At 46.1% G+C, this 22,778-nt stretch carries 20 protein-coding genes; all 20 read right to left on the bottom strand.

What is annotated here, in order from left to right:
* Positions 1-532 precede the first annotated feature (532 nt).
* Entirely contained in the window at positions 533-1,276 is a 744-nt protein-coding gene (recO, locus tag AC0YN7_RS13040) for a DNA repair protein RecO (RefSeq protein ID WP_475810440.1), read from the bottom strand.
* A gap of 96 nt (positions 1,277-1,372) precedes the next feature.
* Positions 1,373-1,534, bottom strand: coding sequence for a YqzL family protein (locus AC0YN7_RS13035; protein WP_475810439.1), 162 nt, complete (start codon positions 1,532-1,534; stop codon positions 1,373-1,375).
* A gap of 99 nt (positions 1,535-1,633) precedes the next feature.
* Positions 1,634-2,557 (bottom strand): GTPase Era, encoded by a 924-nt coding sequence (era, locus tag AC0YN7_RS13030; RefSeq protein WP_475810438.1) that lies wholly within the window; start codon positions 2,555-2,557, stop codon positions 1,634-1,636.
* Between the two features lie 8 nt (positions 2,558-2,565).
* On the bottom strand, positions 2,566-3,000 hold the full coding sequence (gene cdd / locus AC0YN7_RS13025) for a cytidine deaminase (RefSeq protein ID WP_475810437.1): 435 nt from the start codon (positions 2,998-3,000) through the stop codon (positions 2,566-2,568).
* A gap of 35 nt (positions 3,001-3,035) precedes the next feature.
* Positions 3,036-3,395, bottom strand: coding sequence for a diacylglycerol kinase family protein (locus AC0YN7_RS13020; RefSeq protein WP_475810436.1), 360 nt, complete (start codon positions 3,393-3,395; stop codon positions 3,036-3,038).
* On the bottom strand, positions 3,395-3,892 hold the full coding sequence (gene ybeY, locus AC0YN7_RS13015; RefSeq protein ID WP_475810435.1) for an rRNA maturation RNase YbeY: 498 nt from the start codon (positions 3,890-3,892) through the stop codon (positions 3,395-3,397). Before ybeY ends, AC0YN7_RS13020 begins: the two co-directional genes overlap by 1 nt.
* Positions 3,889-6,132: an HD family phosphohydrolase gene (locus AC0YN7_RS13010; protein WP_475810434.1), complete on the bottom strand. Its 2,244-nt coding sequence runs from the start codon at positions 6,130-6,132 to the stop codon at positions 3,889-3,891. Before AC0YN7_RS13010 ends, ybeY begins: the two co-directional genes overlap by 4 nt.
* A gap of 17 nt (positions 6,133-6,149) precedes the next feature.
* Positions 6,150-7,121, bottom strand: coding sequence for a PhoH family protein (locus AC0YN7_RS13005; protein ID WP_475810704.1), 972 nt, complete (start codon positions 7,119-7,121; stop codon positions 6,150-6,152).
* Positions 7,122-7,127: 6 nt separating this feature from the next.
* Positions 7,128-8,321: a sporulation protein YqfD gene (yqfD, locus tag AC0YN7_RS13000; protein ID WP_475810433.1), complete on the bottom strand. Its 1,194-nt coding sequence runs from the start codon at positions 8,319-8,321 to the stop codon at positions 7,128-7,130.
* Between the two features lie 51 nt (positions 8,322-8,372).
* Positions 8,373-8,651, bottom strand: a complete 279-nt coding sequence (gene yqfC, locus AC0YN7_RS12995) for a sporulation protein YqfC (RefSeq protein ID WP_475810432.1) — start codon at positions 8,649-8,651, stop codon at positions 8,373-8,375.
* 307 nt (positions 8,652-8,958) lie between these two features.
* Positions 8,959-9,414 (bottom strand): hypothetical protein, encoded by a 456-nt coding sequence (locus AC0YN7_RS12990; RefSeq protein WP_475810431.1) that lies wholly within the window; start codon positions 9,412-9,414, stop codon positions 8,959-8,961.
* Positions 9,415-9,474: 60 nt separating this feature from the next.
* Positions 9,475-10,470, bottom strand: a complete 996-nt coding sequence (gene floA / locus AC0YN7_RS12985) for a flotillin-like protein FloA (RefSeq protein ID WP_475810430.1) — start codon at positions 10,468-10,470, stop codon at positions 9,475-9,477.
* Between the two features lie 34 nt (positions 10,471-10,504).
* Positions 10,505-11,884, bottom strand: a complete 1,380-nt coding sequence (locus tag AC0YN7_RS12980; protein ID WP_475810429.1) for an NfeD family protein — start codon at positions 11,882-11,884, stop codon at positions 10,505-10,507.
* 151 nt (positions 11,885-12,035) lie between these two features.
* On the bottom strand, positions 12,036-12,479 hold the full coding sequence (locus tag AC0YN7_RS12975; protein ID WP_475810428.1) for a GatB/YqeY domain-containing protein: 444 nt from the start codon (positions 12,477-12,479) through the stop codon (positions 12,036-12,038).
* A gap of 15 nt (positions 12,480-12,494) precedes the next feature.
* The gene (gene rpsU / locus AC0YN7_RS12970) at positions 12,495-12,668 is read right to left on the bottom strand and encodes a 30S ribosomal protein S21 (RefSeq protein ID WP_475810427.1); all 174 of its coding nucleotides are present in this window, start codon (positions 12,666-12,668) and stop codon (positions 12,495-12,497) included.
* An 85-nt stretch (positions 12,669-12,753) separates the two neighbouring features.
* A complete protein-coding gene (locus AC0YN7_RS12965) occupies positions 12,754-13,107 on the bottom strand; it encodes a histidine triad nucleotide-binding protein (protein ID WP_475810426.1) in 354 nt (117 codons plus the stop codon).
* Between the two features lie 110 nt (positions 13,108-13,217).
* Positions 13,218-13,835: a hypothetical protein gene (locus AC0YN7_RS12960; protein WP_475810425.1), complete on the bottom strand. Its 618-nt coding sequence runs from the start codon at positions 13,833-13,835 to the stop codon at positions 13,218-13,220.
* A gap of 27 nt (positions 13,836-13,862) precedes the next feature.
* Positions 13,863-17,738: a helicase-exonuclease AddAB subunit AddA gene (gene addA / locus AC0YN7_RS12955; RefSeq protein ID WP_475810424.1), complete on the bottom strand. Its 3,876-nt coding sequence runs from the start codon at positions 17,736-17,738 to the stop codon at positions 13,863-13,865.
* A gap of 6 nt (positions 17,739-17,744) precedes the next feature.
* Complete coding sequence (addB, locus tag AC0YN7_RS12950; RefSeq protein ID WP_475810423.1) at positions 17,745-21,260, bottom strand: helicase-exonuclease AddAB subunit AddB; 3,516 nt, start codon at positions 21,258-21,260, stop codon at positions 17,745-17,747.
* 39 nt (positions 21,261-21,299) lie between these two features.
* Positions 21,300-22,700: a class I SAM-dependent rRNA methyltransferase gene (locus AC0YN7_RS12945; protein ID WP_475810422.1), complete on the bottom strand. Its 1,401-nt coding sequence runs from the start codon at positions 22,698-22,700 to the stop codon at positions 21,300-21,302.
* Between the last annotated feature and the right edge of the window lie 78 nt (positions 22,701-22,778).

The raw sequence follows: 22,778 nt of genomic DNA, 5'->3' as shown, positions 1-22,778 counted from the left end.
AAATCTCTCCTTCTACCTCATTTTTCTATTCGGTACTGCAATATTTCTTCTGGTTCAGCTGAGCGTTGACACAAGTATAAACGGCTGTCGCCGTCCAGGAGATCTATAAGCCTATTTATAAGTGAAAACTTATAAAGCCTTATACATACAAAAAACTCCCGTCTCTACGCCTGCTGCCAGACGTAGGGACGAGAGTTGTTATCCCGCGGTTCCACCCTACTTGGTTCACTCATTACAGTAAACCCTCTTTGCTTCATACGACTCCGGAGTGCCTATTCATCGATTTTGTCCATCTAGGCTTTCACTGTTCCCAGATCGCTATATTTGTCGACATATCTCGATTACTTTCTCCATCACTGCCCAATATTCATAATATGTTATTGTAAGTTATACTAAGCCATTTGTCAAATGATCTCTTAATACGAGTGATCTCTTAATGCGAGTTAACAGGCTTTTCTTTGCTTTTGTCGATAATATCCTTCATGCTTGCGTTACCCATCATGAGAACACAGAGGAGTGACAATTTTAATTTTTAAAGAAGCTTATCCAATTGATCAAGGAAGTTTCTAGATTTTAGCTGCAGGCCAAGATGTGTGTCCAATAGCTTACGCATACAAATTTTAAGCTCTGCTTTTGTCTCGGGCTTTACTTGAATTGTTCCAAGTCTTCGCATATCCATTCTTCTAAAGAGCTTTAACAGTCGGTAGGCACCATCGCCAAGCGCGATCGCCCCTGGATCCTTGCTCGTACATCTAGAACATAATATTCCGCCAGCATGAGGTGACAGCCTAAAGGGTCCCACAACATTGCCGCAGCTTACACATTCATCTAATTCGGGAGCATAGCCAGACAAATCTAAAATACGCATCTCATACAAATGTACGACGACCTGCGCGTCCTTTCCTTCCTGTAGAGCCGCAAAACAAGCCTTCAGCTGTTCAAAATGAAAGCCCGTCGCTTCATCATCCTGCAAAGACCGATCAGTAAGCTCAGCCGCATAGGCAGCATAGGCCGTCATATCCAGCTGTTCACGCAAAAGATGGTGAGATTCGATAATCTCACCATAGTTAAGCGTTCCGAGTCCACTGCTTCGAAAATAAACGAACTCTCCATATGTAAACGGCTGCGCGAGAGAAGCATGCTTGCTCTTCACTTTTTTCGCGCCGCGGATGAGAACACCCGCTTTACCGTTTGTTTTTGTGAGCAATGTCACAATTTTATTGCCTTCTCCGTAATCCATACTGCGAATAACGATTCCCTCGACACGATACAGCATACCGGTAACTCTCCCCCACACCCCATAACGGTTTTACGCCGTCCATGTCGGCGTATCCGTTTGTGCTAGCCACTCATCAGTTACATGAACGATGTGCTAGCTTGTCGTATCGTCTAAATCGATCCCCGTACTCTCTTCATCAGCTCCAGCTAACGTATCAGAACTATTTACCGAGCCTAGCTGATGCATTTCCTTGTAAAGCATGAATGATTCAACATCGCCGGTCAACGTAAAATACTTCCACGAAAAATCTCGCATTCGTATTCATCCTTTCCGCTCCCTGAAATGCTTCTCCAGACAACAATAGGATGCGATAAAAGACGAATGTCTATCCTTAACAATTTACGTCAGTTGCGGTTAATCATGTCTAAATCCTAGATCCTTAAGGACGCGATCTTGATTACGCCAATCTTTTTTCACCTTTACCCATAGCTCCAAAAATATGCGGGAGCCTAACAGCGCTTCAATATCATGTCTCGCTTTTTTACCGACTTCCTTCAGCAGCTCACCCTTTTTACCGATAATAATTCCTTTTTGGGAATCACGCTCAACAAAAATGACTGCTCCAATATAAACGATGCCATTTTCCTGAACCTTCATATCTTCAATCGTTACCGCAATGGAATGTGGTATTTCTTCACGAGTCAGATGCAGTATTTTCTCGCGAATAAGCTCTGAGCATACAAATTGCTCCGGGTGATCCGTAATTTGGTCAGCCGGGTAATATTGCGGGCCTTCAGGCAAATAACGTGAAAGCTGCTCCAGCAGTCTATCGATATTATTGCCTTTAAGCGCTGATATTGGAATAATCTCAGCAAAATCATGTAACGCGTTATATTGTGTAATCATCGGAAGCAGCTGTTCCGGCTCTACTTTATCAATTTTGTTCATAACCAGAAACACTGGCGTTTTAACTTTTTTGAGCTGCTCAATGATGTAGCGATCGCCACCTCCGAGGCCCTCTGAAGCATCAATCAAAAATAGAGCAGCTTCAACCTCTCTCAACGCGCTCTCAGCCGTTTGCATCATGTAATTGCCTAGCTTAGACTGCGGCTTATGAATACCAGGCGTATCTAGAAATACGATTTGGGTATCATCTGTTGTATACACTCCGTGAATTTTGTTACGAGTAGTTTGCGGCTTGTCCGACATAATCGCAATTTTCTGTCCGATTAGGTGGTTCATTAGTGTCGATTTCCCTACATTTGGTCTACCGACGATTGCCACAAAACCTGATTTAAATTTTTTGCTTCCACGATCATTTGCTTTAGTTTGATTCATTAGTTTGTTTAACGCTCCCCATTATCTAGTGACGCCGGAGTAAAAGCCCCCGGCAATATTGCTGATACAGTCGAGATTGACCATTGACCGCTCAAGTTGCCCATAATAACCGGCATGTCCGGCGCACAAAGCTCCACCAACACCTGCCGACAAACACCGCAAGGCGTTATCGGACCTTCTGTATCTCCTATAACTGCAATCGCCTGGAATTGTCCAGGGCGTTTACCATCAGCTATGGCACGGAATAAAGCGGTGCGTTCCGCGCAATTGGTTGGTCCGTAAGCTGCATTTTCTACATTGCAGCCATAATGAACATGTCCTTCATCGTCAAGCAGCGCGGCTCCCACTCGGAAATTTGAATAAGGAACATATGCATTAGCCATCGCATCTTTTGCGGCATTTAACAAGGTTGAGTATTGTGACGATAGTCCTTCATGAAGCATCCTTATCATCCCTCCAGCTTCTTAATATGACCTGCTTAGAACAATAAATGCCATAAGGGCGGCCCAATGATGAGCAGCCCGATGACAGCAGCCATTATAGCTGCAATTAAAACAGCGCCAGCCGCAACATCCTTTGCCGTTTTCGCAATTGGATGAATCCCCGGACTAGCGAGATTTACAACTTGTTCAAGTGATGTATTGATCATCTCTGCACAGATGACTACTCCTATTACAAGTAGAATAATCGCCCATTCCAGCAGTTCAAGCGATACGATCAGTCCAACTGCGCATACAACTAGGGAGGCGATAAAGTGAAATCGCATATGCCCCTGAGTACGCAGAGCAAAGGCGATGCCGGATAGGGCTACCGAAACACTTTGCATAAACTTACTCATTAGCGAGCCAATCCCGCCTTCTGTAATATTGCTTCCTGCTTCGTTGTCATTTCAGCTTCTGTCGCGTCATCCTGATGATCATATCCGATCAAGTGCAGAAACCCATGAACGAATAAAAATCCAATTTCTCGTTCTAATGAATGACCGTACTCCTCGCTTTGCGAAGCTGCCGTTTCAACTGAAATAATAATGTCTCCGAGCATACCGGAGATCGGATCCAGCTCATCCTCGCTCTCCACCTCAAAGAAGATGTCAAGCTCGTCTGTTCCATCCTCTTGCATCGCGAATGACAGCACGTCTGTCGGTCGATCTATGCCGCGATAATCTCGATTTAACTGATGAATTTCCTCATCATCAGTAAAGGTTAACGACACATCCCCCTCCGTAATTCCCTCTGCTTCGCCTGCCAGCTGAAGAAGCTGCTCGATTCTCGTTATCCAAGCCTCCGGAATTTCTATTTTTTGCTGGTCATTGCTCCATTCCAAACGTAAACTCATGCCAAACGCTCCTTTGTTTTCACATCATCGGGATATTCAATGCGAGAGTGAAAAATTCCGATGACACTTTCCTTAAGTGAATGTGCTATTTTATCAAGTTCCTTCATCGTCAAATCACATTCATTAAACTGATTGTCATCCAGTCTGCCTTTAATGATTTTGTGTATCATCGCTTCTACCTGTTCAACAGTCGGATTGTGCAAGCTGCGCACCGCCGCTTCCACACAATCGGCTATGCCCACAACAGCAGCTTCCTTCGATTGCGCTTTTGGACCGGGATACCTGAAATCATCTTCAGTAAAAGCAGGCTCCAATTCTTGCTCTTCTGCTTGTTTCTTAGCTTTATAATAAAAGAACTTAAGGGAAGTTGTACCATGATGCTGCTCTGCAATATCACGTATTGGCTTCGGTATATTATGTGCTTTCAGCATATCCACACCGTCTCTTGCATGAGCAACGATAATAGACGTGCTTAGCTTTGGATCAATCGTATCATGCGGATTTTCAATATTAGTCTGATTCTCGATAAAATAATTCGGCCGTTTCGTCTTCCCGATATCATGATAGAACGAACCGACACGGCATAACAAGCCGTCTGCTCCGATTACTTCTGCCGCTGCCTCAGACAAATTGCCGACCATGACACTATGGTGATAAGTGCCAGGCGTTTCAGTTAACAGCTTGCGCAGCAATGGATGATTAGGATTTGACAGCTCTACGAGCTTTAATGCGGACAAAATGCCAAATGTAACTTCGAAAAACGGCATCAAGCCGATAACGAGCACCGCTGTAAGCAATCCACTGGCAAATGCAAATCCAACGGAATAAAGAAACGGTATACGATCAAGATGTTCGGATAACATCAACAACGCTATTACCGCCAACGTCCCAAACAAGCTTACCATAATACCCGCTTTAAGTATCGTCGATCGCTGACTCGCTCTATGAATTGAGAAGATAGCCGCGAATGATACGACAATGATTACAAACCCATACTGAAAATCAAATATTTGATTTTGCCCGGTATTTAATATAATACTTCCCATAATCGCAAACAAAAATGAACTGATAATGGCAAGATGCATATCAAGCAACAAAGTAATCAACATTGTACCAAGTGCCGCTGGAGCCAAAAAGCCAGCATAAGGAGCCGCATCCGTTTGCGTAAATGAAATAATTTGAATCGTAATTGTGTTTATCAGAAATATAAGCCATAACATCAGTAATGAAGCATTGTTATATTTCGGCTTCACTCCATTAATGCTTCCCGATTGATGCAAATATGCATACAGTACGCTAATAAACATGATCGACAAAATAAGCAAGCCGGTTTGCGGCCAGTAATTTTTCTTATCCTGCAAAAGTGAAGAATCAACCAACAGCTGATAAAGATCGGCTGTTATGATTTGACCGCGCTTAACAATGAGCTCGCCTTCTTTAATGACAACGGGTGCCGTATTTTGCTTAGCTTGTACTTTAGCCTCATCAGTCAATTCCTTATCCATAAACTTATTCGGCATAATAGCAAATCTCGCAAGCTCCTGTACGATTTCCCTGCTTGTCCGGTTAGACAATGAGCTTGCATTCACGAGCTCTGCTACCTGCGTCCGAGCTGTCTCGGCCTCACGAAGCTGCTCTCCAGACAATTTTTTCACAATATCCCGAGCTACGATGCGCATCTCAGTAAGTGATTCAGCTGAAATTTTAGGAATTTTATAAAAAGTTTCTTCCGGGATCGTATATTGCTGCTCTTTGGCTACAATGGTCATTTCTTCAAGCAATGAATCGCTATATGTTCCTTTGCCTTTGTTAACCTTAACAAAATTATCAATATATTCCGAATAACGCCCTGGGATTTCATTGCGGTAAATATCGATTTTATTTTGAGTAGTCACCTGATCATCTTGATTTAATTGTTCAATCCGAACGAATATTTGGTCGATCAAAGCTTCATTGCGAAGAGCTACGATCGAATAGATCGGATCGATCCGATTCGCAGCATCTTCCTCCGCTTGTCTCGTAGCTTTCTCGTCTTTAATTTGAAAAGGCGCTTTGATATCCTTCTCGCTTGCCGTGCCTTCCTGGATATCATAGGTTTCTGGAACAAGATGCGGAGCTAAGCTGAAATAGAATAACAGCACAAACATAAACATCAGCACCCATCGAACGGCTGAGCTCTGCCTCCAACCCGCCTTAGACGGTCGCAAGTTCCCCTGTTTATCGGTCTGATTTTGGTTCATGCAGCAGACATTCCTCTCTAGGCTTTGTTTTCAGCATCCCAGTTATAGGCAACAATTATTTTTTGAACTAATGAATGGCGTACCACATCCTGCTCGGAAAATAAAATGATGCCTATCTCCTCTATGCTTCTCAAAATGCGCTGTGCTTCAATTAGCCCAGAATTTTTGCCGCGAGGCAAATCGATTTGAGTGATATCGCCCGTAATAACCATTTTCGAACCGAAACCAAGTCTCGTTAAAAACATTTTCATTTGCTCGGGCGTTGTATTTTGCGCTTCATCCAAAATAATAAACGCATCGTCGAGCGTTCGACCGCGCATATAGGCAAGCGGAGCGATCTCTATCAAGCCGCGTTCAAGCGCCTTAGCCGTTTGCTCCGGCCCTAACACATCATGCAGCGCATCGTATAAAGGACGCAAATACGGATCAACCTTCTCCTGTAAATCACCTGGCAAAAAGCCCAGATTTTCACCTGCTTCAACCGCCGGTCTAGTCAGCACAATACGTTTAACTGATCCTTCCTTAAGCGCGGCAACAGCTAAGACAACAGCTAAGTACGTTTTCCCTGTTCCTGCAGGACCAATTCCAAACACTATATCTTTTTTACGAATCGTTTGCACATAGTGACGCTGTCCAATCGTTTTCACGCGGATTGGCTTACCTCTAAAAGTTGTCGTTATGACCTTGCTAAAAAGATCGAGCAGTTCTTCAGCCTGCATAGACCTTGCTAATTCAAGCGCGTATACGACATCACGCTCCGATGGATTATATCCTCCTCGAACGAGCTGCAGCAGCACGTTATAGAGCTGCTCAAGTGATTCCACCTCAGATGTCGGGCCTGTAATTACAATTTCCGCTTCGCGTGACGTAATGGATGACTCTATCTGCTCCTGAATCAATCGTAAATATTTATCCTGCGGGCCAAGAACAGCAAGTCCCTCCACAGCGTTGCCAAGCGGTATCCTTACAACTTTCGTCTCAATTTGCAACAAACCTCAATCTCCCTGCATCTGGACTAGTGGCAATTCCTTAGTAATGGACTGCTCGACTTCAAAAAGAACTTTCATATAAACTTTACCATTGTCCGTCTTTTCATGCAAAACTTTTTCATCCCGTATAACAGAGTCCACACCTGCTTTTACTAATAGATCCGCTTTCGCTTGCAGTATCCCTATGTTCTTCGCCTCGGTTTCGGTCAGTGCTCGCTCTTCCAGCCGCATTTCCATAATCGTCTCTTTCATTCTGCCGATTGGAAGTGACCAATTGCGCCAAGCAACTTGCTCTTCATGCTGAATTAACTCCGAAGCTTCATAAGGGTTATCACCATAACCGCTGACTTGAAGCGCGCGCGAGCCTACAACTGCGTACCATTTCGTTTTTTTCTCGCCAGTATATACTTTTATCTTTTGCGTTAACGGTGAAGCTATGTTGAATTCGTACCAAACAAGTCCTCTTACGGATCCTTTAGCCACTACGGTTTTGGTATAAGCGTCCGCTCCGATCATACCCGATATTAATACTTGACCCTTCTTCACCCTCATATTCTTCCTTACTGCAGGATTGCCTGCTTCGGCAATAATATGGGTTACGACTGCATCCGTGGATGCTACTAAATGACGTGGGGTGTTTAAAGGCAGCTGATCGGGAACATTCATTTCAACGACTTGTATCGTAACCTTAGTGCCCTTTTTCTCAACGCCTACCCACGTAGCCCCCGGCAGCTTTTGCACAAGCCGTTTAGAGAGCACATCTGCATCCGTTAACCGGAATGACCACTGCATCGGATATAAGCCCTCTTGCTTGGCGACTAAGTGAATTTGCTCCTCTGTAAGCTTCACATTGCCTTGGACGTCCACTGTCCAAACAAGCGATGACAACATAAATATAAGGGCAAAAAACAAGACAATTCCTCCGGCAAAAAAAATCCGACGCTCCGCCTTTACAAGCATGAAAGGAAATCCGTTCCGCTTAACAACATGTACACGACAGCCTGTCTCCTTTAAATACGCGCGAAGCTCGAAAAAGTCGCTAACAGAAAGCTCGCACTCAAGCAAGCCATTGCTCGTCCATCGTATAGAAGACAGCTGCAAACCGCCAGCAAGCGCGCGGTTGACGAACTGCTCAGGTTGTCCACCGCGTATATGCACGGTAACAATACCTTTTAACCATTGTGCTCCTTGTACCTTCAAAACGTTCCCCTCCTGTACATGTCATTTCCTAATATCCCGCTCAATCCCTTGCTATGGCAGCAATTGAATGTTTGTTATTTGTCCCTCTATGAAAACTTCCTCTGTCCAAATCGTCCTTATAACTAGATCAAGACCCGTTACCTCTAACTGACCCTTGCTCAATGCTAGCCGTAGACTTTCGCTTGAAAAGTGTACGACTCCCCGGTGGTTTTCAATATAAAGCTGACGGTCGCCAATCATCGTTAATCGAGGCAAATCATACACGACATCATGCGGCATATCCAAAAGGTCAGCGGTTACTTTGCGGAATTTTCTTTTTATACGTCGCATACTCGTTTGTATGTCCCCCCTAAAAGTTTGCGAAGCAAACTTACTTCGAAAGCGTAAACCTAAAAGTTTGCGAAGCAAACTTACTTCGAAAGCATAAACCTAAAAGTTTGCGAAGCAAACTTACTTCGAAAGCATTAATGCATGAAATGCGTAATCCGAAATATTTGCTATTCAAAATAATCGTACTGTAACAAAGTATGCGCGACAGAGCGGTTTTATGAGGGACGGTTTATGTGGAAGCTTCGGAAAACAAAAAAAGAGCCGCCCTATAAGGTCGTAGACCTTTAGGGACAGCTCTGTTCATTTATCACCTGCGATACGGTCTCTTAGACCGAGGAGGTCCTAAAATTTCAGACCATATAATTGCTTTTCGCATTTCATCAGCTGTTACTTTATTTACTATACGATCCATCTCTGGCTTTAACGCTCTCTCACGAGCCGTAGACTGCGCTGCTGCTCTAGAGCTGTTATCCGGCTGTCTATCCGACAGAACTTCCCGTGGCGTCTCTATCTGCCGCTCAGGCTCTGTACGTACTTTGTAAACCACCTGAGGTTCAGCTCGTTCGGGAATTCGGTCCTCTTCATCGTATTCCCGATTAGTTGGGCTCTGAGACGGGGTCCTTGGCTGGCCACTCCCTCCGCCAAAGTCAGGCATCTGACTCGGCTTATTCTTTGCGCTTGCTTTGCTGTACAGAGAGGCCAACGCACCAATTATGATGATTACGATATAGATATTGTCCATCAAAAATTCAATGATTTTCAAATTGCCTTCACCTCCAAGGCGCAGCCACGCTGAACATAGTCAGCTGACTGAACATTCTCATTAGCGACCGTCTTTATGGTCGATCGAGCTATCAGTCTTGCCAATGGAGCTGCGCATTTGCGTATCAGCTTCAACATTTTTAAGGTTCAAGTAGTCCATTACACCGATTTTACCGCTTTTTAGCGCTTCAGCCATCGCAAGTGGCACCTGTGATTCTGACTCTACAACACGCGCTTCCATCTCAACAACCTTCGCTTTCATTTCCTGCTCATGAGCAACCGCCATGGCACGGCGTTCTTCCGCTTTCGCTTGAGCGATCTTCTTGTCCGCTTCGGCTTGCTCTGTTTGCAAATGCGCGCCGATGTTTTTACCTACATCAACGTCCGCGATATCGATCGATAATATTTCAAACGCTGTACCTGCATCCAGCCCTTTGCCTAGTACTGTACGAGAGATCATATCTGGATTTTCAAGAACATCTTTATGTGAGTTAGCTGAACCTACCGTAGTTACGATACCTTCACCTACACGCGCAATAATCGTTTCTTCACCGGCACCGCCGACCAGACGTTCAATATTCGCTCGAACCGTTACACGGGCCTTAACCTTCACCTCAATACCGTCTTTTGCCACTGCAGCAACGATTGGTGTTTCAATTACACGCGGGTTTACGCTCATTTGCACCGCTTGCAATACATCACGACCTGCTAGATCAATAGCAGCCGCGCGTTCGAAAATAAGGGGAATATTAGCTCGTTGAGCAGCAATCAAAGCATTAACTACACGGTCAACATTACCGCCCGCCAAGAAATGACTCTCAAGCTGATTGATATTCACGCCGAGACCTGCTTTTGTCGCTTTAATCAATGGATTAACGATCCGACTAGGAACTACGCGACGTAAGCGCATCGCTACCAGCGTAATAATTCCTACTCTAACACCTGATGCCAATGCGGATATCCATAGCATAATTGGGAAGAAGCTTAAAAATACAGACAGAACAATAATTGCTACAACAGCTATTATTAATACAGAAACCAACGGATCTAAATGCATAAATATAACCCTCCAGAGTTTATAATGGTTGTTTCTATTTTATTATTTCTTTCACAACAACCCAAGTTCCTTCTGCTTTGATCACCTTAACTGGACGTTTCGCATCCACAAACTCGCCTGATGTTACAACATCAATGCGCTCATCGCCAATTTGAACAGTTCCAGCCGGCCGCAGCGCAGTAATCGTTACTCCTTCTAAGCCAAGCAAAGAGTCTTTAACTTCCGCTGACAAATAACCTTCCTCTGTAGTCAGCTTATCTCTAAGAATAAATTTGTTCCAAATACCTCTCATTCGATTCATCCTCACAAAGATCGTTATTATAATTACGGCTGCAACAAGCGCAACCACAATGGAGATAAATGCGGTCTTAGGGTCGGAAGCTGCAATTACGACACCTGTAATCAATGATGCGCTCCCAAGGAGGCCCAATATTCCAAAGCTCGGCACAAACAACTCTATAATTAACAGACCTAAACCAAGTACAAACAGTACTACCGATTCTATTTCAGCAAATCCTGCCACATAGTGACCGAAGAAATAAAGGCCAAATGACAAGAAACCTATAATACCAGGGAAGCTAGTGCCCGGTACCAGCATTTCAATTACAATGCCAGCGATACCAAGTATGAGCAATATCGTTTTTACTATTGGATCTACAAGCCATCTTGCCACATTTTCCGCAATAGAGGGATTTATTTCGATTTGCGTGCGACCATCCAGGCCCAGCCAAGATACAACCTCGTCCACTGATTTCGCCGTATGGTCCGAATAACCAACCTTTTCAGCCTCGCTTGCAGAGAGCGTTAGAATTTCACCTTTCTGCTTATCTCTTCCAATCTTATCTTTAAGCTCTAGGGTTATACTCGGATCAACCATGGCTGCAGCAATTCGTTCATCACGCCCGTTTTCCTTAGCGGCATCCATCATTCTTGATACCCAATAAGAAATCGTCTTCGGATTGTCCGTTAATGTGCCAAAGCTGTCAACAACCGCAGCAGCTCCGATAGTGCTCCCAGGCTGCATAACAATCTGATCAGCGTTAAGCGCGATATAAGTACCAGCCGACACAGCCTTGTTTTCCACAAACGCAGTTGTTGGAATATCACTCGAGCGTATCAGGTCACCTATATCTGCCGCATTAATCACTTTACCGCCTAATGTGTTAACGACAAGTATAATATGCTCTGCGTTCGCTTCACCCGCTTCTTTAAAAGCTCTTTCCAAAAATGATTGAAGTCCCGACTCCACCGTTTGTTTGACGGGTACGATGTAGACGGCCGGTCCAATATCGGAAGCCGCGTTTGTTCGATCCGTTGATGTGCCGAAAAATCCTGCAAAAGTAACCAGAATTAATGCGACTGCGACCAGCAGCGAAGCAACAGAAAATTTATTTCGCCATCGTTTTATGAGCAAGAAGTGTCCTCCTTATTTCATGAATTATTCCTTAGTACGAATAATGGAATAAAATGTTTCACATTTTACTTCCTCCAGCTTAGTTGCTTGTACAGCATTATGTAAAAAAAACACCCCTATTACGGGGTGTTTTGTTAGTCCGAATGGTTAGTTATTGCAGAAGTTGCTGTACAAACTGATTTACTAGTTTACCGTCAGCACGACCCTTTGTTTTAGGCAATAGGGCACTCATGACTTTTCCCATATCGGCTTTGGAAGAAGCACCGAGTTCATGGATGGTCTGTGTTACTATCTCTTGAATCTCTTCTTCAGTCAGCTGTTCGGGAAGGTATTGACTAATAATATCAATTTCCGTTGCAAGACCCGCAACTAAATCATCACGGCCGGCTTTATTAAATTCTTGGAGGGAATCTTTACGTATTTTGACCTCTCGACTTAGAATATCAAGCACTTCCTTGTCGTCCAATGGACGCTTGAGTTCAATTTCCAAGTTTTTCGCTGCCGCGCGCATCATACGAATTACGGATAGCTTGAACTTGTCCTGACTCTTCATGGCTTGCTTCATATCGTCGATTAATCGTTCGCTCAGGTTCATTATGGAAGGATCCTCCTAAAACTTTCTTTTGCGCGCAGCCTCAGACTTCATCTTGCGCTTCACACTTGGCTTTTCATAATGCTTGCGTTTTTTCACCTCTGCTAGAACACCATCTTTAGCGATGGAACGTTTAAAGCGGCGAAGAGCAGCATCAATAGTTTCGTTTTTGCGAACTTTAGTTTCAGACACCAGTTTTCCCTCCCTCCGAAACAGACCGTCCAGAGCTATATCACGGTTTATCAAATTTTATTATATGTCAAACCAAAAGGCAGTGTCAACTTAGGTTATCTACCAATATAGGAGAAAGTTTTTTGCCGCCTAGCAAATGGATATGCAAGTGATACACAATCTGCCCTCCATCTGCATTTACATTGTTGATTAAACGATAGCCGGATTCAGCAATTCCTAGCTCCTTCGCAATCTGACGAGCAGCTGCAAACAAATCTGCCATTACGGCATCATCCGCGTCAGTGACGTCATTCATCGTTGCTATATGCTTCTTAGGTATAATGAGAATATGTACCGGTGCGGCAGGCTGTATATCGTGAAAGGCTACCACGGTATCGTTCTCAAACACCTTCTTCGATGGAATTGCGCCTTCGACAATTTTACAAAAAATACAGTCCATAAGGTTCACCCCCTATTATTTCGACTGTCTTTATCATATCGAAATTTATGACGCGCGTCCAATGCAAATACGCCGAATGGAAGGATCGACTCTTTTTTAATCGTCTTTTATCAGGAAGCAGTGAGCTTTGCAGATTGCTCGCTCATAACTTGCTGTACTTGATGAACGAGCTTCGTCCAATCCAGACCGCTCGATAAACGAATGATCGCGACACGGTTGTCTTTAATATTTGTGCTGAACTCGCTCATGATTTTTGCCATTTTCTCAAAGGAGCTTTTCAAAGCAGTTAAATATTCGCGTTCTTCGGCCTCTAACGAACCTGCATGGCTTCCAATCGCTTGCAAGGCATTTTGAGCATCGGTGACATACGCCAATACGAAGTCAGCTGATTGCATTTCAGAGCTCGTGGAAAACGGCTCCGCAAAAGCTGCTAGATCAGCGACTGCCTGTCCTTTTTGAACAATAGAGCCAATTAGAAACTTTGCTACTATGCGCTCCTCTGCCTGCTCACTTTGAAGCAATGCATCCAGCTGTGGAATCATTTCCTGAAAATATTGCTGAGATCCCACTGCCGCCTTAAAAATCTGTTCTCCCGCTTCAAAATTGTTCTGCTGCTTATTTTGCAAGTATTGCGAGTATAAAAATACATTACCAATTAAGCTAAATACCAGCACCAGCAAAGTAATAGGCAATGCAATCGAGCGTTTAACCGGTTGTATTCGATCCATTTTCACAGCATCCTTTTTAGCATTTTTTTACTTGGGAAGATCCTTATTCAACGGAACTGACTGTCCTCCATCAAAGAAGAAGACATGACATTCATTTACTTTTCGCCCAAGAATCGATTCAATCGCTTCCGCGTACAGCTCTAATTGGAAACGGTGCTTCTCTGCCGCGGCCGCCCATCCCTGCATAATTATTCGATCTGTCTTGTAATCGAGCAAAACGACACCATGCTCATCCTCAAACAAGCAGTCAATGACACCTTGAATAAGAATGGGTTCCGTCGCTAGCGTCTCATCAGCATCAGGGTATACTCGGCTTGCTTTGAACATACAGCTGAACGGAACTTCACGTCGAACCCAATTCGAACGCAGCAGTCTCTGTCCAAGCTCACTTTGGAAAAAAGCTGCGACAGCGGGAACATTTATAGCTTCAGACTGCTTTACCGTCAGCATTTGCGCGCCGATCATATTCTCTACCGTTCGTTTCAGCATAGCCTCATCAATATCAAGCGTTAGCGGAACATGCTGCATAAGCAAGTGGTTTACCGAGCCTTTTTCAGCAGCAGTGAGAGATACCTCTTCCATGAATGCAGGCCGCCTTAAGCGGAAAGTGAAGTTTTCTGAAAGGGTATTAAGTACAACATCCGTCGCGTTAATTACTCTATTTTCAAGAGGAGGCTCATCCATAGAAAACGCATCCTCGATAGCCTCGGCATGAAGTCTTTTCATTTCTGTTACCGATGTTTTCGCGGCAATTGACGCAGCCGCCTTATGCGGATACTGCCATTCTAAACGCGTACGAAGCTTCTCATCGACTTCCACATCATCGAGCAGTGATAAGGAGGTCACGGCTTGCAGACGCTCTGCCATGGCGTCACTGAACGCCTCATCCGTTTCCGCTGCAGCCGCAGCCTCTGTTGCGAACAAAGACGCCGCCACAATGCCTGCTTGCCATTCTGGCATTGTCTCATCATCAAGATTAAACGATTGCTGCAAAGAGAGTTGACGAGCTGCCATCGGGCCCAGCCAATCTATAAACGAACGCGCGGAAGCAACTCGGAAATCCGGAAGTATTCCGTTCGCGTCAACCGATGACAGCCACCTTTTGAGCTTGGCCTCGGCATCCGAAACCGTAGCGACAAGAAACATTTTCTCCTTTGGTCTTGTGAGCGCAACGTATAAAATACGCATTTCTTCCGCCAGCATTTCCATACGCATCGCTCGGCGTATCGCAAGATAGGGTAAAGTCGGGTAGCTAATACGGAGCACGGGATCAACAAAACGTGGCCCAAAGCCAAGCTGCTTATGCTTTAAGAAGGCGCTTCGTATATCTTGTTGATTAAAGAGCTTGCCAAGTCCAGCAACAAACACAACTGGGAACTCAAGTCCTTTACTCTTGTGAATCGACATGATTCTTACGACATCTTCTTGTTCTCCTAATGCTCTTGCCGTACCTAGATCGCCGCCGCTATCACGCATTCGTTCAATGAACCGCAAAAAACGAAATAGTCCGCGAAATGAAGTCGCTTCGTATTGACGCGCGCGATCATGAAGCGCGCGCAAATTGGCTTGTCGCTGAGAACCGCCAGGAAGACCGCCAACAAAGTCATAATAGCCCGTTTCTCTATAAATTTCCCATAATAAATCAGCAAGAGAGCCTTGTCTCGCTTCCCCGCGCCAGCGATCCAAGCTGTCTAAAAACAGAGACAGCTTGCGACGAGACTCTTCCTCCAAATACAAATCACCGGCAGCATGCAGAACGGCGTCATAATAAGTGGACTTTGCGGATTTAATTCGAATTCGCGCCAGCTCCTCCGCATCAAGACCAAACAGAGGTGAGCGCAGCGCGGCAGCAAGCGGTATATCCTGATAAGGATTATCGATTACTCGAAGCAGTGACAGCATCGTTTCTACCTCTACCGCATCGAAATATCCGCTGCTCAGCTCCGCATAAGCGGGAACACCGCTAGCTTGAAGCTCCTCAATGATGATGGGTGACCATTGCTGTGTAGCTCGCAGCAAGATGACAACATCCCGCCATTGCATCGGCCGACTCTCGCGACGCTTCCCGTCGTATATCCGATAGCCTTCCTGAATAAGCACTCTGAGCTGCTCGGCTATCCAGCGGGCTTCCAACTGAGCCACCTTCAGATCGGAATCGGATTGTGCTGCTGAAGCAGCATCCGCTGGATCCGCCTCATCACTTTGCTCTATAGCATCCGCGCTTTCGCTACCCTCATCAGTCTCATCATCCATGTCCGCTTTATTTAGTACGGCAAACTGTATCTTGTTGGCATCAGCTGTCTCTGATTCCGGATACGCAGCACCACACACTAGCTCAGCACGTTTATCATAGTTCATCTCAGCCACGTTCTCCCGCATAATAGCTCGGAATACAGCGTTCACGCCATCAACGACTTCAGAACGACTGCGAAAATTACGTGCTAAGTCGATTCGCAAGCCTCGATTTGAATCCAAAGGCGGAGAATGGATTACATCGTTACGAGAATAATAGGATTTATATTTTTGCAAAAAAAGCTTCGGTTCGGCGAGCCGGAATCGGTAGATGCTCTGCTTCACATCTCCGACCATAAATCGGTTGCCGCTCCCTTGGCGCTCGATCAGAGAAATGATCGCCTCTTGAACCATATTCGTATCCTGATACTCATCGAGTAAAATTTCATCAAATTGCTGCTGGAATTCAAGCGCCGCTATGGAAGGTTTCATGCTGGCCGGTGTTGAAGACGAATCACGCAATATGCGTAAGCAATAGTGCTCTAAGTCGCCAAAATCCAACAAGCCTTTTCCTCGCTTAGCTGCTTCATATAGCTGTCCGAACTCTATTACGAGCTCTGATAAAGCACTCATAAGAGGCCCTAGCTCCTGAAGCTCTTCCAAAAACTGCTCCGCAGAGCGTCCGAATAGCTCATCTGCTAATGTGCTGATCCCCTTTTTGGCGTTATCTCGTAAATCCTTTGCTTGCTCCTGCAGCGACTTATCGTATTCATCTCCGCGCATCGCCTTAAGTTTTCCGAATTGAATCGTTTGAAATGACTCCATCCACTGCTCCCACGGAGTCGTATGGATAAGCTCGTTTAAACGGTTCACGAGATTCAAATCCTCTTCAAACGTCGCCGCGTAAGGAGCTGGACCCGCGGGCTCCCGCGTTAGATCAAGCGCTTGGTGCAAAAGTGTCGCAGCACCTTCGAGTGCAAGCTGGATATCGCCTTGCAAGCTTTGAACCCATTCACTGTCTTGAAGCTCAGCTACTGTAGTTACGGCAAAAGCTTCTGCTGTTTGCCGCAGCCAATAATCAGGCCATGGATGGCTTTGCGCAAAATCATAGAGCTGCTGGACAAGTCGATATAGCGGTTCATCACCGCGCTCACCGCCATACCGATCCGCAAGTCGAAGAAAAGCGCCGTCATCGCCAGCACCCTCGTACTTTTGCTCAAAGAGCTGATCCAGCACATCAAGACGCATCAGCTCACTTTCGGTTTCATTTGCAATCCGGAAGCCCGGATCTAGTCCGATAAGCGGGTAATAGCGTCGTATAACATCAAGACAGAAAGAATGCAAAGTAGTGATGGACGCACGATTCATTAGAGCTAATTGTCGGCGCAAATGCTCGGATTCCGGCTGCCGCTCCAGCTCCTTCTCCAATGCCAGCCGTATGCGATCCTTCATTTCCGCGGCGGCTGCTTTCGTAAAAGTAGCCACGAGCAAACGATCGACATCGGAATTCGCTGAAATTTTACGAATAATTCGTTCAACCAGTACCGCTGTTTTACCAGAACCTGCTGCTGCCGCAACAAGTATGTTCGATCCGCTTGTAACGATGGCATCCCACTGATCGTCGGTCCATGTGCTATTTTCCGGCTTTGGTGTATCCTTTGCAGTATGCATCGTTAACTACTCCTTCTCCAGCTGCTGCCAAATGTCTTCCTTCGCCGGCTTATTCAGCTTCTTATATTCATTTCCGTCAAATTGCGAATCAAACTGGCATACCGCTTTGTAATCGCAATACTGACAAGGTGTTTTCGCGCCTAACCGATAGGGCTCGACAGACACCTCACCCGCTTGTATGGAGCTTCCGATACGTCCAATGGTCCTTCTGACAGATGAACGAAGCACATCCCATTGTTCATTCGAGACGACCGAGGAGCTGCTATAAAATGTACCGTCTCGCTTCAAAGCTAACGGCAATAAGTCGGAATAACCTGTGTCCAGCTCGTCATCCATTAGTCTTACCGTCTCAGCCTTCGCTGTAACGAGACCGCGCATTTTGAACCGCTTTAGTACTCGACCGCTAACCTCTTCAGCACTCATCCCATTGGAGAGCGCCAGCAAAGGATTGTGGACGTGGAAATATAAAACACCAGCCGGAGACGCTTGCTGACCTAGCCACTCAGTGCCATGTGTAATTATCACGTCCAAATACGTAAGCATCTGCAACGACAATCCAAACGCGACCTCCTCCAGCCTTAGCTGTGTGGAGCTTGATTTGTAATCGAGCACGCGAAGCAGCAAGCCCTGTTCTGATTGAGCCGCATCCACGCGGTCAATACGACCGATAATTTCAATTTCTCCACCATCCTGCAGCGGGATGATTAAGGACGGAAGAGTACCGCTCGGTCCAAAATCAACCTCCGTACCGACCATCTGAAATTGAGCCCTTCTTGCGTGTTCTCCTAACATAACAGCAGCTTGTCCAACTATTTCCTTCAGCTTGCGGGCTATATATTGAAATCTGCTGCTGCTGAGCAGGATCTGAGACTGAAGCTTAGGAGCAAGCTCATCAACCGTCTGTGCGGCTGCTGCCTTCAGTTCGGATGCCGGCATCGATCCCCATCGTTGACCAAGCCCGCTTGCAAGCCGGCTCAATGCCGCATGAAACAGCTGCCCAACATCAGGAGCGTCAAGACGATAAAGCTTCCGCTCCCGCAGCTTCAAGCCGTGAATGGCAAAATGCTGGAAGGGACATGAAACGAATCTTTCCATACGGGACACACTGACCTGCAGCCGATCTCCGTATAGCTTTCTAGCCGTATCCTTCGTCAGAAAATTTTCTTGATTCACATAGTTCAATGAGCCTGTAAGCAGCTGCAGCTTATGCTGCCATTCCGGTCTTACAACGTACCAATTGTATAAATCCCACCAAAAAGGCGCTATAGTAGAACCTTGCCGCCATTTACGCAATGCCGCAATCAAGTAAGACAACGTTCGCTGTGGATGAGCAACGAACATCCTCTGCTCGGATATCGACAAGCTCGGGAGCGGTTCCGCCGCTGTACTGCGAACAGGAATCCCCGGAAACAGCTGGCGCACATGACGTATGATTTCCGATGGCAGCAAGCTCTTTCCTTCCTCATCAGCCTGTGCCCAGCTCAGCCACAAATGACCGCTCGGCGTCGTTAACGCGTTATATATCATAAATCTCTCGTCGAGCAATCGCCTTCTAACACCTGGCGCCATCGCCATGCCGTCCTCTGCCAAGCGTTCCCGCTCCGGCTCGGTTAATATCCCGTCTTCCTTAACTCGCATCGGCATAACGCCATCATTGGCGCCTAATACGTAGCAGACTTTCACATGTCCCGATCTTGTTCGATCCATGCTGCCAATCAATACTTGATCGAGAGCCGGTGGAACGGATGCCAGCTTTAAGCTGTCCAGCCCCGCCTCCACCATACCTGCGAACAATTCTGGCGTCGCCGTTTGTTGTCCTGCCAGTTCAACAAGCTGATCAAGTAGCGTCATGACACTGTCCCAAAGCTGTCGATGACTGCGAGCCCGCTGCGCTTTGCCTGCATCAATGTCCTGCTTGCTCCAGAACTCTAGGCGATCTGCTGCATTTGTTTGATCGAGCAAACGATATAGCGCTTCACACATGCCTTGAATGTTGTCTGCCTTCTTCAGCTTTTCGCCGAAACGGCGCAACGGCGGCACGACAGCCTCTCTGGCAGCCATCACAATATCGAATTCGCGCTGCGCTTTATCACTTATTTTCGTTTCTATGTCAGTGTCATCATCAAGTGACACAGGAACTAATGGATACCATCGTTTGAGGTCTAGCCATTTCCAGCCGTCAATTCCAGCGGCCAAAACATAGTTTTCTAGTAAATCGAACCACTCGCGCAGTAAGCTGCTGTCCATAGGAAATAACATTTCCGTTTTAACGCAGCGAAACACCGCATCATACCGCCAGCCGAACAATACCGTCTCCATAGCGGATCGGATAAATTCAACAAGCGGATGGTTTACGGCCTTTTGTTTCTGATCCACGAAAAACGGGATGCCGTAGTCGGCAAATACAAGTGAGATATAATCGGAGTAATCTTCAGCGTTGCGAACCATGACCGCGATATCTCGCCAGCGAATGTGTTCTGATTGAGCTCTGCGAACAATGTCACGTGCAACTGCCTCTACCTCTGCACGCCGATTGGCTGCTGCATGAAGGGAAACCCCGCATTGCGAGCTCTCCGGTTCCAGCATCGTTTTATTAGAAATAAGCATTGGAATTCGTTCGCTGTAGTGCTTTTCCAAATGGGCTAGCATCGGACTGTGTTGAAATCGAATCGGCGGCTCGTCACCAAGTACAGTTGGAGGGAGAATCGTTACATCGTGCTTAGCAGCAAGCTCTAATAGCTTGCTGTAAGTCTCCGCCGTAGGATGAAACAGCTCTAACTCATGCGGCTGCTCCCCTAGCTCGTATGTCCGATTTAAGGTTAGGGTAACCGTTATTTGAGCAGAAGATGCCATTAGAGCGCCTAGAGCTTCATACTCAGTCGGGGTGAATCCATAAAACCCATCTACCCAAATCTCAGCTCCTTGCATGGAAGCTGCTCCTGCAAACCCATTTTGCAAATAACGCAAATAATCCTCGGCGTCTATATATAAACCTGCGAGCTCTTGTTCCATTTGCGAATAGATCAGCTGCAAATCATGCAGCTTACGCTTTAGCAAGGTAGAATGGCCGACACCGTACTCTGCCGCATCTCGTTTATGCTGCAGAAGCTCCGCATCTATGCCATATCGTTTCCACTCCGTTAGCAGCTCAGCAAGACGATCAATAAAACCGGGCTGCTCCGCTCCGCTTTGAAACAACTCAAGCTGCTGACCGAGCCGATGGACAATTTTGTACAACAGCATATGCTTTCCCGTATCGCCTATCGGTACGAGCGCTGTTCCGCCTGTTTCCTGCATAACACGAAAAGCGAGCCTGCGGAAGCTGAGAGCTTGCGCTCTTATCGTACCGCTTAAACTGCCATTCTGAAGCAGCGCATACTCCGTCTGAAACGTAGCTTGCTCCGGAACGAGCATAATGAGCGGTGGTCCGTCAGGAGTGACTTGAAGCTGCTGCCTCATTTCTTTTAAGCATAAAGCTGTTTTACCGGTTCCCGAGCGGCCGATGACAAATCGAAGCGACATGTGCAACCCTCCCGTCTCTGCAATCTATAAACTTGTCTTTTATTTGCTTCTTACTTCAAAGATGGCAAACTTCAAATAATGACCTTCATTCACGCCGAGCAATTGCGGATGATCCTTGCCCGCTGCACGCCATTCGATTAACCGAAGCAGCTTGCCCGCATCAGTTGCCGCTTCCTGGATCGCTTCAAGAAACAATTCAGGACGCATGTGATAGGAACAGCTTGCTGTAACCAAATAACCACCCTCATTTACTAGCTTCAAGCCTTGTAAATTTATATCTTTATAGCCGCGGCTTGCACCAGGCACCGCGCTTTTTGTTTTTGCAAAAGCAGGAGGATCAAGAATAACGACATCCCATGTCCTGCCTGCCGATCCATCCTGCTTCTTCGATGTGTCAACCCCGCCGAGACCGCGCTGCTTCCGTTCCTCGTTACCCTTCACTTGTGCGCGCAAGTACTCAAACGCATCAGCTACGACAAATTCAACTCGATCTGTGAAACCGTTACGATCTACATTGCGCTTAGCCGTTTCAATGGCATGTTCCGATACATCCAAGCAGGTAACCTTCTTGGCGCCGTACTTGCAAGCATGCAACGTAAAGCTGCCTGTATGTGCGAAACATTCAAGCACCGTTGCGCCATCCCAGTAAGGGAATGTAACGATTTTTCCATTTGAATTGACTGGAACAAGATCTTTAACAGCTGTCTCTGTCTGAATGATATCACCGGCTGAGCGGCCCTCTGCTTCGGCTCTATCCATCAATTGGATTCCGCTGCGGCCGCCCCAGCCAGTCATTAGCGGAGCGATCGAAGCGCGATTCTCACGTTGGTCGAAGAAATAACCGGTTTTCTGTCCTTGGGCGATATCAACCTCAAGCTTTATACCGTTCTCCTCAATATCGATAATAGACGGACAGTCCCCGTATAAAACACCTGTACGCTCCTCTAAGCCTTCAAGCGATCGAACACTAACATCACTCCGCTCATAGATGCCGCGAGGCTTGAATACATCAATCAGCGCGTCAAGTAAGGCTTGACGCCTAATATCCATGCCAAGTGTCAATAGTTGAAGCACTAGCACATCGTTGAAACGATCAACTACGAGCCCTGGCATAAAATCCGCTTCTCCATATACCAATCGACAATCTTTGTCCGTTATGAAACGCTGACGGTAATCTAAACATTGTTGCAGTCTTGCACGGAAAAAATCAACGTCCATCTCCGCTATAGGCTTATGTGATACAATTCGAACCGTAATCTGTGATTTAGGATTCCAATAGCCGGTTGCTAAATAACGTCCTTGATGTGTAACCACATCAACCAAATCACCCGGCTTCGCTTCTCCTTCCAATCGTTCGATTTCACTAGCGAATATCCAAGGATGTCCTTGTTCTATACGTTTCTTACGTGCTTTTATTAACCATATTTTTGGATTGCTCATGTCGTGTTTCATCCCCTCAAGGTAACTGCTTGGCATGCTTGTCTTGCTATTAGCATATGTATACATACGCAACGAATC

The sequence above is a fragment of the Paenibacillus sp. J31R122 genome (assembly GCF_056269185.1).
Note: the sequence above shows the minus strand (reverse complement) of the source record. Positions and strands in the feature narration are given on the sequence as shown.

Excerpts from the sequence above, each read along its gene's own strand:
- AC0YN7_RS13020 (WP_475810436.1), bottom strand. The coding sequence starts at position 3,395 with ATGAGTAAGTTTATGCAAAGTGTTTCGGTAGCCCTATCCGGCATCGCC.
- AC0YN7_RS12960 (WP_475810425.1), bottom strand. The coding sequence starts at position 13,835 with ATGGATCGAATACAACCGGTTAAACGCTCGATTGCATTGCCTATTACT.
- AC0YN7_RS12965 (WP_475810426.1), bottom strand. The coding sequence starts at position 13,107 with ATGGACTGTATTTTTTGTAAAATTGTCGAAGGCGCAATTCCATCGAAG.
- recO (WP_475810440.1), bottom strand. The coding sequence starts at position 1,276 with ATGCTGTATCGTGTCGAGGGAATCGTTATTCGCAGTATGGATTACGGA.
- yqfC (WP_475810432.1), bottom strand. The coding sequence starts at position 8,651 with ATGCGACGTATAAAAAGAAAATTCCGCAAAGTAACCGCTGACCTTTTG.
- AC0YN7_RS12945 (WP_475810422.1), bottom strand. The coding sequence starts at position 22,700 with ATGAGCAATCCAAAAATATGGTTAATAAAAGCACGTAAGAAACGTATA.
- AC0YN7_RS13035 (WP_475810439.1), bottom strand. The coding sequence starts at position 1,534 with ATGCGAGATTTTTCGTGGAAGTATTTTACGTTGACCGGCGATGTTGAA.
- AC0YN7_RS12975 (WP_475810428.1), bottom strand. The coding sequence starts at position 12,479 with ATGAACCTGAGCGAACGATTAATCGACGATATGAAGCAAGCCATGAAG.
- era (WP_475810438.1), bottom strand. The coding sequence starts at position 2,557 with ATGAATCAAACTAAAGCAAATGATCGTGGAAGCAAAAAATTTAAATCA.
- floA (WP_475810430.1), bottom strand. The coding sequence starts at position 10,470 with ATGCATTTAGATCCGTTGGTTTCTGTATTAATAATAGCTGTTGTAGCA.
- addB (WP_475810423.1), bottom strand. The coding sequence starts at position 21,260 with ATGTCGCTTCGATTTGTCATCGGCCGCTCGGGAACCGGTAAAACAGCT.
- ybeY (WP_475810435.1), bottom strand. The coding sequence starts at position 3,892 with ATGAGTTTACGTTTGGAATGGAGCAATGACCAGCAAAAAATAGAAATT.
- addA (WP_475810424.1), bottom strand. The coding sequence starts at position 17,738 with ATGCATACTGCAAAGGATACACCAAAGCCGGAAAATAGCACATGGACC.
- cdd (WP_475810437.1), bottom strand. The coding sequence starts at position 3,000 with ATGCTTCATGAAGGACTATCGTCACAATACTCAACCTTGTTAAATGCC.
- AC0YN7_RS13010 (WP_475810434.1), bottom strand. The coding sequence starts at position 6,132 with ATGAACCAAAATCAGACCGATAAACAGGGGAACTTGCGACCGTCTAAG.